The sequence below is a fragment of the Sandaracinus amylolyticus genome, assembly GCF_000737325.1.
Classification (GTDB): domain Bacteria; phylum Myxococcota_A; class Polyangia; order Polyangiales; family Sandaracinaceae; genus Sandaracinus; species Sandaracinus amylolyticus.
This window is the reverse complement of record NZ_CP011125.1, coordinates 9,087,916-9,100,982: the sequence shown is the minus strand read 5'-3', so window position 1 is coordinate 9,100,982 and position 13,067 is coordinate 9,087,916. Positions and strand designations below refer to the sequence as shown.

At 73.7% G+C, this 13,067-nt stretch carries 12 protein-coding genes; 7 read left to right on the top strand and 5 right to left on the bottom strand.

What is annotated here, in order from left to right:
• Positions 1-12: 12 nt before the first annotated feature.
• On the bottom strand, positions 13-489 hold the full coding sequence (locus DB32_RS48810; RefSeq protein ID WP_053237623.1) for a hypothetical protein: 477 nt from the start codon (positions 487-489) through the stop codon (positions 13-15).
• A gap of 163 nt (positions 490-652) precedes the next feature.
• Here DB32_RS48810 and ribA point away from each other — a divergent pair, with 163 nt between their 5' ends.
• Positions 653-1,393, top strand: coding sequence for a GTP cyclohydrolase II (gene ribA, locus DB32_RS38395; protein WP_075097727.1), 741 nt, complete (start codon positions 653-655; stop codon positions 1,391-1,393).
• Here the strand turns inward: ribA and DB32_RS38390 are convergent, their stop codons facing one another.
• Genes DB32_RS38390 through DB32_RS38380 form a run of 3 tightly spaced genes read right to left on the bottom strand, consistent with a single transcriptional unit; the run spans position 1,394 to position 3,199 of the window.
• Positions 1,394-2,074: an LON peptidase substrate-binding domain-containing protein gene (locus DB32_RS38390; RefSeq protein ID WP_053237622.1), complete on the bottom strand. Its 681-nt coding sequence runs from the start codon at positions 2,072-2,074 to the stop codon at positions 1,394-1,396.
• On the bottom strand, positions 2,055-2,663 hold the full coding sequence (folE, locus tag DB32_RS38385; protein WP_075097726.1) for a GTP cyclohydrolase I: 609 nt from the start codon (positions 2,661-2,663) through the stop codon (positions 2,055-2,057). The genes DB32_RS38390 and folE overlap by 20 nt, the downstream gene beginning before the upstream one ends.
• Positions 2,660-3,199 (bottom strand): helix-turn-helix domain-containing protein, encoded by a 540-nt coding sequence (locus DB32_RS38380; protein ID WP_053237620.1) that lies wholly within the window; start codon positions 3,197-3,199, stop codon positions 2,660-2,662. Before DB32_RS38380 ends, folE begins: the two co-directional genes overlap by 4 nt.
• Before the next feature lie 549 nt (positions 3,200-3,748).
• Between DB32_RS38380 and DB32_RS38370 the strand changes: the two genes are divergently transcribed.
• From DB32_RS38370 to DB32_RS38355, 4 genes are all read left to right on the top strand, one after another.
• The gene (locus tag DB32_RS38370) at positions 3,749-4,120 is read left to right on the top strand and encodes a hypothetical protein (RefSeq protein WP_053237618.1); all 372 of its coding nucleotides are present in this window, start codon (positions 3,749-3,751) and stop codon (positions 4,118-4,120) included.
• Positions 4,121-4,187: 67 nt separating this feature from the next.
• Positions 4,188-5,591: a PEGA domain-containing protein gene (locus tag DB32_RS38365; protein WP_053237617.1), complete on the top strand. Its 1,404-nt coding sequence runs from the start codon at positions 4,188-4,190 to the stop codon at positions 5,589-5,591.
• A gap of 1 nt (position 5,592) precedes the next feature.
• On the top strand, positions 5,593-6,864 hold the full coding sequence (locus DB32_RS38360; protein ID WP_053237616.1) for a PEGA domain-containing protein: 1,272 nt from the start codon (positions 5,593-5,595) through the stop codon (positions 6,862-6,864).
• On the top strand, positions 6,834-7,988 hold the full coding sequence (locus DB32_RS38355; protein WP_053237615.1) for a hypothetical protein: 1,155 nt from the start codon (positions 6,834-6,836) through the stop codon (positions 7,986-7,988). The genes DB32_RS38360 and DB32_RS38355 overlap by 31 nt, the downstream gene beginning before the upstream one ends.
• A 282-nt stretch (positions 7,989-8,270) precedes the next feature.
• Here DB32_RS38355 and DB32_RS38345 read toward each other — a convergent pair whose 3' ends face one another.
• The gene (locus DB32_RS38345) at positions 8,271-8,873 is read right to left on the bottom strand and encodes a DUF6278 family protein (protein ID WP_053237613.1); all 603 of its coding nucleotides are present in this window, start codon (positions 8,871-8,873) and stop codon (positions 8,271-8,273) included.
• Positions 8,874-8,954: 81 nt separating this feature from the next.
• Here DB32_RS38345 and DB32_RS38340 point away from each other — a divergent pair, with 81 nt between their 5' ends.
• A complete protein-coding gene (locus tag DB32_RS38340; RefSeq protein WP_053237612.1) occupies positions 8,955-11,807 on the top strand; it encodes a hypothetical protein in 2,853 nt (950 codons plus the stop codon).
• Positions 11,808-11,983: 176 nt separating this feature from the next.
• A complete protein-coding gene (locus tag DB32_RS38335; protein ID WP_053237611.1) occupies positions 11,984-12,586 on the top strand; it encodes a helix-turn-helix transcriptional regulator in 603 nt (200 codons plus the stop codon).
• Positions 12,587-13,067: the final 481 nt, after the last annotated feature.

The following is a 13,067-nucleotide window of genomic DNA, read 5'->3' as shown; positions in this document are numbered from 1 at the left end:
TCGGCCGGGCGATCAGCCCGGGTCGTGCTTCCGATCCGGCGAGGTCAGCGCGGGCGGCGCGCTCGCGCGCTCGGCTCGCAGTGCCTCGGCTCTCCTCCTCGCGACCTCCACGACGCGCGCGAGAGGGATCTGCGCGGGACAGAGTCGCTCGATCCGCGCGAGATCGCCACGTTCGAGCTGCGCGAGCGGGCGCACCAGCGCATCCCAGTCGGGCAGCGAGCGGGTGTGGGCGAGCACGACGTCGCTCGGCGCGCGCATCGTGCTCCGCGCGACGTTCGTGAAGTCGCCGAAGTGCGCGTCGCAGATGCCGCACGCGATGCAGCGCGAGAGCGAGGCGACGACCTCTTGCTCGTCGCGCGCGAGCTCGAAGAGCCCCTCGCGCCCGTAGCTCTCCTTGAAGCGCAGCAGGCCTCGCGCCGGCAGAAACGCACGCGCGACGAGCCGCGCCGCGAAGTGCCATCCGAGCCGCAAGAACGAGACCGGCGTCACGGGCGCCGAAGGTGCCGGTGAGGCATGCTTGACGCAAGAGGGCCCTGACCTAGAGTCGGGGTTCTCTGAAGTCAGAGTGACAACGTTCTTGTGCGTCTCGGCTGTCGTCCGACGAATGGTTCGACGAGCGCGGACGAGATGGACGCCAAGGAGACACAATCACATGAACGCGTTCCCGCGCTCCTCGAAGGCCGCCTCCGTCGTTCGTTACTCGGAGGCCAACGTGCCGACCGAGTACGGGACGTTCCGAGTGGTGGTCTACCGAGAAGACCTCGGCGCCCGCAACGGGTTCCACGATCACGTCGCGGTGGTGAAAGGCGACGTCCGCGGTGACGACGTGCTCGTGCGCGTCCACAGCGAGTGCATGACCGGCGAGGTGCTGCACTCGATGAAGTGCGACTGCCGCGAGCAGCTCGACCTCGGCCTGCGCCGCATCGCGGAGGAAGGGCGCGGCGCGGTGTTCTACCTGCGCCAGGAGGGTCGCGGCATCGGCCTGGGCGACAAGATCCGCGCGTACGCGCTTCAGGAGCGCGGGGTCGACACGGTCGACGCCAACCGCATGCTCGGCCTGCCCGACGACTCGCGCCGATACGACGTGGCCGCGTTCATGTGCGCCGACCTCGGCATCCGCTCGGTCGTGCTGCTCACGAACAACCCGCTCAAGGTGCAGGCGCTGCGCGCGGAGGGCGTGCCGGTGGCGCGCCGCGTGAGCGCGTTCGTCGAGCCGAACGAGCACAACCGCGGGTACCTGATCGCGAAGACGCGGCGCATGGGCCACCACCTCGACATCGCGGCGCTCGTCGCCGGCGATCACGTGGGCCCGATCGAGCCGATGATGACCGAGACCGCCGACGGCGAGCCGATCGCGCCCGACGGCGACACCAAGGTCCGCCCGCTGCGGTGATCAGTTCGCGGCGCCCGATCCGCTGGGCGTCGCGAGCCGCGCGAGCAGCGTGACGAGCGCATCGCCCACCAGCGCGATGCGCCGCGGCACGCTCGTGGTCTCGAGGATCTCCTGGCGCGCGTTCGCCTCGTGGATCCAGCGATCCGCGATGCGATCGGCGACGCTGCTGGGCGTGCCGACGAGCTGCGGCGGCGGCACGAGCCCGCGCTTCTCGAGCGCGGAGAGCGACGACGCGATCGCGAGGACCGGCTCGAGCGCGCGGCGAAGCGCGTCCTCGTCGCGATCGTCCTCGTCGTCGATCGCGGTCGCGCTCGCCACGCGATAGGGGCGATCGAGATCGCTCCGCTCGTCGAGGCGGACGCGTGTGACGCCGTGCAGCACGAGGTCGTAGGTGCCGTCGGGGTTGCGCCGGTGCGCGACGATGCGCCCCGCGCCCGCGATCGTGCGGGTCGGCGGGCGCCCTTCGTAGTCGCGCTCCCAGCCCGGCGCGAGCATCGCCATCGCGATCGCGCGCGGACCGTGCGAGAGGCAGTCGCTCACCATCGCGCGGTAGCGCGGCTCGAAGACGTGGAGCGGCAGCACGCCGCCCGGCAGCAGCACCACGCGCGGCAGCGGGAAGATCGGCAGCGCCTCGAGCTCTTCCGGCTCGAACGGCGCGAGATCAACGTCCTCCTGCGCCACCGTCCGCTCCGCCCGCGACGGCGATCGCCGCGAGCAGCTCCTGTCGCGCCGACGCGTCCGCGGCCATGACGCCCGCGTAGGCCGTGGTCACGGCGCGCGATCCGTGACGCCGCCCCCCGCGCGCGGTCATGCACGTCGGCACGAGATCGACGACCGCGCCCGCGCCGCGCGCACCGAGGTGCGCCACCAGCGCATCGACGACGCGCTGACCGAGATCCTCCTGGAGGATCAGCCGCCGCGCGAAGCAGTCGACGAGCCGCGCGATCGCGCCGAGCCCGACGACCTTCTCGCCCGGCAGATATCCGACGTGCACCACGCCGCTCGCGGGCAGCAGGTGGTGCGGGCACATCGCGGTCGTCGCGATGCCGGTGACCACCACGAGCCCGCTCGCGCTCGAGCTCGTCGCCTCCCCGAGGATCACGGCGGGATCGAGCGCGTAGCCCTCGAGCAGATCGCTCGCGAACGCCTCCGCGACGCGACGCCCGGTCTCGCTCAGCTCGGGGTCGCTCGAGACCGGAACGCCGAGCGCGTCGAGGAAGTCTTCGACCGCGCGCGTCGCGCGATCGAGATCCGCCGGTCTCCGCGTCATTCGCGGCCGGAGCCCCAGAGCAGACGCATCGCGCGCGGCAGATCGGGACGCGCCATGACGTCGCATCCGCCGCACTGCTTCTTGAAGTCCGGCACCTCGCACTGCTCGCACTCACGGATCGTCGCGACCATGCACGCGAGCTCTTCGCGCAGCCGTCGCAGCACCGCGATCTTGCGCTGCATGCACTCGATCTGCGCCTCGAGGACGTCCGCCATCTCCTTGCTCGCGGCCTCGGCGTTGTCGAAGCGGTGCTTGAGCTCGAAGAGCGCCTTGATGTCCTGCAGCGAGAGCCCGGCCTCGCGCAGATCCATGATCAGCTGGAGCTTGAGGAGCTGCTCCGGGCTGTACATCCGGTGGCCGCCCTCGCTGCGCGCGACCGGCTCGATGAGCCCCGCCTCCTCGTAGAAGCGCACGGTGCGGATCGTCGTCTCGCAGCCGCGCGCCATGTCACCGCTCGAGAGCGGAGACGAGCCACAGGGATCGGGCTTGGCGCTCAGCACCGGGTGTCCGTCGAGGACGGGCTTCGCATCGATCATGGGCTTCGCATCGACGACGACTGCGGGTTGGGCCTTCGAGCCGCACGTCCCGCCGCCGCTGCACGACCCACAGCCGCCCTTCTCCGAGGAGCCGCCCTTCTCCGAGGAGCCGCTCTTGTCGGAGGAGCCGCTCTTGTCGGAGGAGCGCAGCGCCTCGGTGGGAGCGGCAACGACGCGCGGAGCCACGCCGAACGGGGCGGCGAGCGGGTCGGGAGGCGCCACCGAGCTGGAGTCCGTATCAGTCTGCTCGGTCAACTTGTGAGTGCGCTCGGGCAAGAGCCTGCTCCCGGGCCGCTGCGGAATGCGGGTCCGATGCGTCGAAAACCCCGGCTCGGTATAGGGATCTCGCCTCCTCGGTGTCAAGGCGACGCGATGCGCGCAACGCGGTCGGGGCCGCGCCGATGACACGCCTCGTGGGCCGCCCTCCGGACGCGCCCCGGAGGAGGACACGATGACGGCACGTCGGGAACCTGAGGCCCTGCCCGAGCGCGGCGCCCAGCGCGCTTGCGAGCGCGCACGACGTTTGATTACTCTGCGCGGAGGTCGGCGATGAGCAGCGCGATCAAGCCTCCCGGCACGGGCCCCACGTCCGGTGCCCCGTCCGACGTGGGCGCAGCGACGGGCGCCGAGGGCGCGTCCGACGCGTTCCGCGCGGAGCTGGAGAAGGCGGGCGCCACGGGTGGGCCGAGCGCGGCCTCGGGCGCGCGCACCGACGCGCTGAAGGCGCTCGCGGAGGAGGTGCGCAGCGGCCGCATCGACGCGAGCCAGGCGATCGATCGCCTCGTCGAGCGCGCGCTGGGCGGGATGGCCGCGTCGCTCCCGCCCGCGCGCCGCGCCGAGCTCGAAGCGATGCTGCGCGCCGCGTTGGAAGAGGATCCGACGCTCGCTGCGATGCAGAGGGATCTCGCGCGTGGTCGTTGAGGGCGTGCTGCGGGCTCGTCGATCGATCGTGGCTCTCGGTCGGGTACCACGAGATCCATTCGGTGCGGTGGTCGCGCTGCTCGTGCTCGCGTGCGCGCTTCCCGCGTACGCGCAGGACGAGGACGAGGGAGGCCCGACGCTCCCGAGGCGCGTCGAGATGCCGCCGGAGCAGGCCGAGGAGCCCGCCGCCGAGCCCGAAGCGCCCCCGGCGCAGCCGGTCGCGCGCACCGAGAGCGCGCCGTCGCAGGAGCGCCGCGTGTACGTGATCTCCGTCGCGATGAGCGAGGGCCTCGACGCCGTCGCGCAGCGCGCCGGGGCCGCTGCGCGCGCGACGCTTCGAGGGATCGACGGCGTCGACTGGCGCCACGCCGACCGCCTCTTCCTCGGCTACGACGACTCGGCGCTCGAGGTGATCGACCGCGCGCGCGAGCGCCTCGAGGCCGGGCGCCAGGCGTACCTGAACCTCGAGCTCGCGCAGGCGATCGAGCTGCTGACCGGCGCGGTCGCGGACTTCGACGCGGCGGCGGCGGCGCTCGAAGATCCGCACGACCTCGGCGAGGCGCTGCTCTTCCTCGGCGCGTCGCTCGCGTTCGAAGGGCGTGCGCGCGACGCCGCGCGCGTGTTCGGGCGCCTGCACGTGCAGATGCCGCACGTCCGGCCCGATCCGAACGTGTTCAACCCCGACGTCATCGCGCGCTTCGAAGCGGCGCGGCCGCGCGACGGCGCGAGCCCGGCGTCGACGATCCGCATCGAGAGCGACCCGCCGGGCGCGATCGCGTACGTCGACTTCCTCGCGCGCGGCGTGACGCCGATCGACGTCGGTGGGCTTCTCGGCGGCGAGCACGTCGTGCGGGTCACCCGCGCGGGCGCGACGCCGTACGTGCAGGCGATCACGGTGCGCCCGCGCGGCACCGAGGCGACCAGCGCGTACCTCGTCGACGACGACCGCACGGCCGGGCTCTCGGACGTGCTCGAGCGCGTGCCCCAGGACGACGTCGCGTCGCTCCAGGCGGACGGAGCGATCCGCGAGATCGCGCAGCGCCTCGACGTCGAGCGCATCGGCGTCATCCGCGTCTCGCCGGGCGACTCCGACGATCGCGCGGCGCTCGAGCTGCTGGTGTTCGACGTCGCGAGCGGGCGGCGGCTGGTGCGCGGCGCGGGCACGGTCCCGACCGGCGTCGGCGATCTCGAGCGCGGCGTCGATCAGCTCGTCTCCGGTGCGCTCCAGGCCGCGCTGACCGCGCGCCAGCAGTCGGACGCGGAGCGCATCCCGGCGCGCGGCGACGAGCCGCCGCCGGTCACGACCCCGCCGCCCTCCGAGCCGTCGGTATTCGAGCAGTGGTGGTTCTGGGCGATCGTCGGCGGCGCCGCCGTCGTCATCGGCGCGAGCGTCGCGATCGGCGTCGCCGCTTCGGATCAGGGCCCCGGGCTCGGCAACGATCCCCAGGGCTACGTCGTCCTCGAGTTCTGAGATGACGGGTCGCCTCGCGATCGGGATCGCGCTCGTCGTCGCGCTGGGGCTCGGCGGTCGGGCGCGCGCACAGGACGAAGAAGGCGGCTCCGCCGAGAGCGTCACCGCGACCGCCGTGATGCTGCTCGAGGGCGGCGCGACGGCCGGGCAGGGCGCGACCGTGTCGATCGGCCTGCGCCGCGGCCTCACCGAGGTCGGCGGCGTGCGCTTCGTGCACCCGGTCGACGTCCTCTCGCCGACGCCGTTCGACGAGGACGTGCAGTTCGCGATCGAAGAGCTCGAGCCGCTCGCCGATCAGGTCGCCAACGGCGACGCCCGCGACGCCGCCGAGCGCGCCGATCGCATCGTCGAGCTCTTCGAGCAGCGCCTCGAGGCGGTGCGCCGCGAGCAGCTCGTCGACGCGCACATGCTCGCCGCCGTCGCGCGCTGCCAGATGCGCCGCGCCCGCGAGTGCGAGGAGGGCTTCGCGCGCGTGCTCGTGTTCCGCGAGGGCCAGGAGTTCGACGCCTCGCGCTACCCCGCGAGCGCGCAGGACGCGTTCGAGCGCGCCCGCACCCGCACCCTCGCCGGACCGCGCGGCACGCTGATCGTCGAGACCGAGCCCGCAGGCGCCGAGATCTACGTCGACGGGCGCAGCTACGGCCCGTCCCCGGTGCGCGTCGACGGGCTCCTCCGCGGCGATCACTACGTCACGATCAAGCACCTCGGGTACGAGCGCGTCATCCGCCGCGCGACCCTCGACGGCAACGACTCGCGGGTGCGCTACGAGCTCGCGACGAACGAGCGCGCGCAGCTCGTCGCGTCCCAGGAGTTCCAGCGCGTGCTGCGCGGCGAGCTCGGCGAGGAGCGCGCGGGCGCGAACCTCCGCAGCCTCGGCAACACGCTCGGCGCGGCGCAGGTGATCGTCGGCGTGGTGCGGCCGATCGGCGATCACGAGATGCACGTGCAGGTCTGGCTCTACGACATCCGCACGCGCTTCCTGCTCGCGACGCGCGAGGGCACGATCACCCACGACGAAGCGGGCATGGTCACCGCGCGCCAGATGGCGATCGACCTCTACCGCGGCGTCGATCTCGGCGGCGCGATCGCGGCGCCCGAGGACGACGGGCCGGGCGGCCACGAGCGCCAGCCCGAGCTCTGGGAGCAGTGGTGGTTCTGGACGGCGGTGGGCGTGGTGCTGGTCGCGGGCGGCGTCGGCATCGGCGCCGGCGTGGCGACGAGCAGCCCGGGCATTCCCGACGGATGGACGCGCGCGTCCGGCACGCTGCCCTGATCGCGCTGCTGGCGCTCGCGATCGGGTGCGACAGCGCGAGCCCGCCGCCGCGGCGCGCGAGCGCTCCGAGCCCGCGCCCGCCGAGCGGCGCGCACGTCGAGGAGCTCCCGCCCGAAGCGCTCGCCGACGAGCCCGCGCCGCCGCCGATCGCCGACCCCGCCGCCGCCGAGGCCGCGCAAGCCGCGCTCGAGCCCCCGCCGCGCGTCATCCAGCGCGCGCCCGCGCCCGACAGCGAGTACGCGAGCGACGAGCCCGTCGACGCGCGGCGCTACGTCTACCGGGTCACGCTCGTGGTCCCCGAGACGCTGGGCGCCGATCGCTCGGACCTCGCGATCCCCGCCGCCGAGCTCTTCGTCGACGTCTCGGCCGAGCGCCTCCGCGCGCGCTTCGTCGGGCCCGGCTGGCCGGTCGAGGCGGGCTCCGAGGTGCGGGTCCGCGGCGACAGCCCCGGGTCCTACGTGTTCGATCGCGAGGGCGGCCGCTCGCTCCCGCCCGGCGCGCTCGCCGAGTGGTTCGAGGGCGGCCCGCGGCGCACCGGCCCGCCGCTCTCGGTGCGTCGCGACCCCGCGCACACCGAGCGCGAGATCCCCGGCGGGCTCATCTGCGCGCTGCTCGCCGAGTGGTCGGGCGACCTGCGCGAGAACGTGATGCGGCGCTGCGACGGACGCGCGCCGATGGCGTTCCGCGTCGGGTTCTGGCGCGCCGAGCGAACCGCCGACGTGCCGGTCGAGCTGCCGCGCCGCGCGCTGCGCGCCGACGAGTCCGATCCCCCGCCGCCGGTGCCGATCACCCGCAGCCGCGCATTCCTCGAGCCGGCCGCGCTCTCCCGGGTGCCCCCGATGGATCGCCCGCCGCGCGATCTGCCGGAGCGCGATCCCACCGCGCCCGCCGAGGGGCTCGACTTCGTGAACGAGAGCGACGCGCGGGTCGTCGTGGCCGCCGAGGGCGTCGCGCTGGGGTGGGTCGACGCCGGCGCGAGCGGCCTCTTCGTGGGGCTGCGGCCCGGCGCGTATCGCATCGCGGCGCTCCGGCCGCTGGGCGCGGTCGTGCTGCGCCCCCGGGTGGTCGTCGTGCCGGGGCGCACCGTGCTCGGCGCGCGCCGCGTTCGCGACGACGAGCTCTAGGGCGCGCTCGCGCGCTCCGGATCGCGTCGTGGCGCGCCCGGCGGTCTCCGGTGGGCTCCGGATCGCGTTCTGGGGGCCCGAGACGTCATCCGGCGCGCTCCGGATCGCGCTCCGGGGCCGCGGGACGTCATCCGGCGATCTCCGGATCGTGCTCCGGGCGCGCGGGACGTCGTCCGGCGTTCTCCGGATCGCGTCCTGGCGCGCTGGGCCGTCGTCCGGCGCCCTCCGGATCGCGTTCGGGCCGCCCGGGACGCGATCCGGAGCGCGCCGGGGGCGCCCGCCTCAGCTCGCGTCGTGCGTCGGCGGGCGCTCGTCGAGCGCCCGCGCGTAGATCTCGGGCGTCCAGCGGCGCCCCAGCTCGTTCCGCGCCTGGGCCGCGCTCTCCAGCACCGCGACGGCCTGATCGACGACCTCCCAGCGCACCGCGAGGCGCCAGTAGTCCTCGTCCTCGACCGCGCCGACGCGCTCCAGCGACTGCTCGAGCACCGAGCGATCCTGCTGGAGCACCTCGAGGTGGGCGTTCCAGCCCTCCTCGGTCTCCTGGGTGATCGCCTCGCGCGCCATCCCGACCGGGTTGAACGCCAGGAACACGTGGTCGAGCTCGAGCCGCCACGTCGACGCGTCCGCGATGTCGCCGACGTGCCAGCGCGCGGCGGGCTGCTGGCTCCGGATCACCTCGCCGAAGTACGCGCCGGCCGAGGTCGCGACGAGCCCGAGCACCTCGTCGCGTCCCCGCGCGTCGTCCTCGCGCGCGAGCTCGAGGTAGTGGTCGAGGATCGGCAGGGTCTCGGGCGTGCCGTCGAGCTCGATACCGAGCGCCTGCTTCACGAAGCGCACGCAGCCCTCGGCGAGCGTGCGGATCGTCTCGGGCGTGTCGTCCTGCATGGCGGCGCAGCATAGCCCCCGCGAGACGAGGTGTGATACCGATCGACGCCGCCGATTCCTTCGGAAGCGAGAGGGGACCCGATGGCCGCGTGGGATGCGAAGGCGATGGCGGAGCCGACGAGCGAGGCGCCGTACCAGGGCCGTGCGGGCGCGACGCGCGTCGAGAGCGTGCACCTGCCGCTGCCTGGCGGCGCGCTGCGCACGTTGACGGTGCACCGCGCGGTGAACGTCGCGACCGATCCGCAGCTGCGCGAGCGCGCGCTCGCGGGCGCGCTGCATCGGTTCGACGGCGTCGAGCTCGCGGTGCCCTTCGTGCTCCACGATCCCGCGGCGCGGAAGCTCGCGATCGTGGTGCCCGAGGCGCTGCGTCACGAGCAGCTGCGCGAGCGCGCGCGGTTCCTCGCCGCGGTCGCCGAGGACGCGAGCGCGGCGGTGCCGGCGTACGTCGCGGACGCGACGGTGGTGGTCGGGATCGCGGCGCTGAGCGAGTACCTCGCGCGACCGAGCGCGGCGTCGCAGCGCGCGGCCGAAGAAGAAGAGCTCGTCGGCAAGCGCAAGGAGATCGGCGCGGCGCAGCAGGATCTCATCGCGCGCGAGGACGCGCTCGCGGAGCGCGAGAGCACGCTCTTGCACCGCGAGCAGCGGATGCGCGAGCGCGCCGAGGACGTCACGCGGCGCGAGGACGAGCTGACGATGCGCGGCGAGGAGCACGCGCGGCGCGAGGCCGAGCTGGCGCGGCGCGAGGCGGAGCTGGCGCGACGCGCCGAGGAGCTCGAGGGCGCGCGGCGCGATCTCGCGATGCGCGAGCAGGAGCTCGATCAGCGCCTCGAGTCGATCGTGGAGCGCGAGCGCGCGCTGATCGTCCAGGGCCCGCCGCCCGAGCCGATGCCGGTGACGATCTCGGCGCCGACCGAGCGTCCGCGCACCCGCTCGTCGCACCCGCCGCCGCCGTCGCTGGGGCTCGGGCTCGCGGCGTCGTCGATGGTGCCCGCGATGCGCGCGCCGGTGGTCGAGCCGATCGCCGAGGGCGACGTCTCGTCGGTCGAGGACGACGTCGAGGAGCTCGACGAGCTCGAGCCGATCCGCACGCACCCCGGGACCGAGCCGAGCATCGGCATGGTGAGCACGGGCGAGGAGCGCATCTCGCTGAGCGAGGTCGAGGAGCTGGTCGACGACGACGACGTCGAAGAAGAGGTCGACGACGACGACATCCAGGCGGCGCCCCAGAGCGACGCGCCGCTCGCCGACGACACCGCGGAGCTCGACGCGGCGGACGAGGTCACGGGCGTGTCGACCGGCGTCGCGGCGGCGCCCGGGCTCGGCGATCGGTCGGAGATGGTCGCGCTGCTCGCGGACGGTCTCGAGCTGCACGTCGCGCTCGGCGACCGCAGCGACGCGCTCGAGGGCGAGGCCGACCTGCTGGTGCAGCTGGTGGTGGTCGAGGGGTGCCCGGTGGTGGTGCTCGCGCTGGTCGATCCCACGGGCGCGCGCCCGTTCGTGCGGCGCACCGCGATCGATCCGCGCGCCGCGGAGGGGCGGCGGATGCTCGAGTCGCTGCGCCGGCGCTTCGAGGCGCGGCTCGTGCTGTTCGGCGAGGGCAACCAGTTCCTGCGCGTGGGGCGTGTGGCGGGGCCGCGCGAGCTCAACGTGGCGCGCACGCTCGATCGGGTGTCGCGGCTGCGCGCCGACGCGGCGCTCGACGCGGGCACGGCAATCGAGCGCGCGCTCGCGGCGCCGCCGCCGATCGCCGGCGCGAGCCCGTTCGCGGCCGAGGACGAGAAGGGCCGCCTCGACACCGCGGCGCAGACGGCGCGCGCGCTCGAGGAGCTCGCGGACTGGGCGTCGCCGGAGAAGATGGACCACGCGCTGCTCGTGCTCTCGGTGCCGCGCGACACCATCGACGCGACGTTCGTGCGCGTGCTGGAGCGCGCGGTGGAGCACGGCCTCGCGCTGCCCGCGAGCCTCGGCGATCGCGCGCTCGGCGCGGGCCTCGCCGACGACGCGGGGGCGCTGGTGAGCAAGCAGATCGCGGCGTTCCGCAGGACGCTGGCGCTGCCGGATCGCGGCGGGCTCGACGACGAAGCCGTCGCGGGGAACTGGGAGCGCCTGCTCGCGGCGGCGGCGGACGCCGAGGTCGCTCTCGATCCCGAGGCGCACGACATGGCGTGGCGCGCGATCCGCGACGTGCGCGGCGAGCAGACGGGCAGCATGCCCGGCGGCGCGCTCGACCCGGCGCGCATCGCGGCGATGGGCACGCCGGAGCTCGTGATGCTGCTCGAGCACCCGCGGCACCGTCGCGTCGCGGCGATCGCGCTGGCCGAGCGCGGCGACCCCGAGCTCGCGGAGGCGATCTGCAAGGCGGTGCGCAAGATGCCGCGCGCCGAGGTCGTCCGGGTGGTGCCCCGCATGACGAAGCTGGGCGACGAGGCGGGTGACGCCCTCATCGACGGGCTCACCTCGCGGAAGACGTTCGCGCGTCAGGCCTTCGCGCTCGCGCTCGGTCATCTCAAGCTGCGGCGGGCGGTGGTCCCGCTGCTCCACCTGCTGACGTCGGAGACCACGGACGTGTGGCGCGAGGTCGCACGCGTGTACGGCAGCTTCGGGAACGCCAGCTTCCGTACCCTCAGCCAGAAGCTCCACGATCCGAAGGCGCCCGAGGAGCGCTACGTCCTCACGCTGGCACACCTCGCGAACCACGGATGCGTGAAGCAGGTCGAGGCGCTCACCAAGGACGCCGACCCGCGCGTGGCCGGAATCGCAGTGCGTTCGCTGCAGTCGCGCGATCGCGCGCGCTGGCAGGAGGAGGCGGTCGGCGGCAAGCGGCCCCTCGAGGGTGACGACGGTGTGCTCGCCTTCTCGAGACGCTTCGTCGAGGAGCTCGAGGGGACCGCGCCGGAGAGCGATCTCGCCACGCTGCCGGGTGAAGACATCTGATCTGGGCGCAATCGAAGCGCAAAAAAATCCAGATCAATCGACCGCCAACCCTTGACGCTCACCCCTCTCGGGGCTGAGATAGGTCGTCGCGGGCCGAGGGCTCCGCGACGCTCCATCACGGTCCCGGGGGGGACCGAAGGAGCGTAGTGGGCACCAGTGCCCGGGGGGAGGCGTACGTGGTCACGATTCGTCATCTGGAGCTCGCAGAGGAGCTGTTCGAGATCGAGCCTTCTGCGACATACCCTGCCCGAGCTGCGGCGATCGTCGCGCAGCTCGCCGGCGCGTCCGCGCACCGCATGGTGCTCGAGGGCGCCGAGGCAGAGGGCAACGGGAGCAATGGCGCCGAGCATCGAGGCGAAGCGCTCGCAGTCCCGCTGCGACACGGAAAGAGTGAGATCGGAACGCTGCAGCTGTGGTTCGCCGACGGAGGTCGGAACGAGGACGTGCAGCGCATCGCGCGATGGGGTGGGCGCCTCCTGGCCCGCGGCATCGCGTACTCGCGCAAGATGATGAGCGGCGCGTCCAACGGGTCGCGCGAGATCGACATCCAGGCGCTCCTCGCGAGCACGCCGCTGACGCCGCGCGAGCGCGATGTCGTCGGGCGGCTCGTCTCGGGTCACTCGACGCGCGAGATCGCGCAGAGCACGGGCCTCACGGTCGCGACGGTCAACACGTACCTGAAGCGCATCTTCGCGAAGCTCGGCGTGCACAGCCGTGTCGAGCTCCTCGCGCGCGTGACCGGGACGCGCAACGCGATCTCCGCGTCGCGCCCCAGCTGAGAGAGTGCGACATCGGCTCGCCCGCTCCGGGCCCTCCCGTCCGCGTGCTCCGCACGCTTCCGTGCGGGCCCTGCGCAGGCGAGCACTCCAGCTGAGGCACGCTACGCTCGCGAGATGGTGCGTCGTGACGCAGACGAAGGTCGAGCCGTAGGGCCGACGTCTGCGCGCTGCGCTTCTCCTGCGGGTGAGAGTCCCGCCTCGGTAGGCGCCGGAGCGCCGAGTAGCAGGCCCCAGGCGTCGGGAGAGATCCCGTCGTCCCGAGCGGGGCGTCGAAAGCCCGTCAGGCAGCGAGAGCTGTGCAGCGGGGAGCAAGATCGCGGGCCGCAACATGAAGTGAAGCCTGCAGCCTCGTCAGATGAACAATCCGAGAGCCGAGCCGCTCATTTCACGGCGAAGGCCACGCTCGAAGCGTCTGTTCCGGAGCGCGCATCGAGTCTCGGCGGGGTATGGGGCGCAGCACGCGATCACGGAGAAGCGCGGA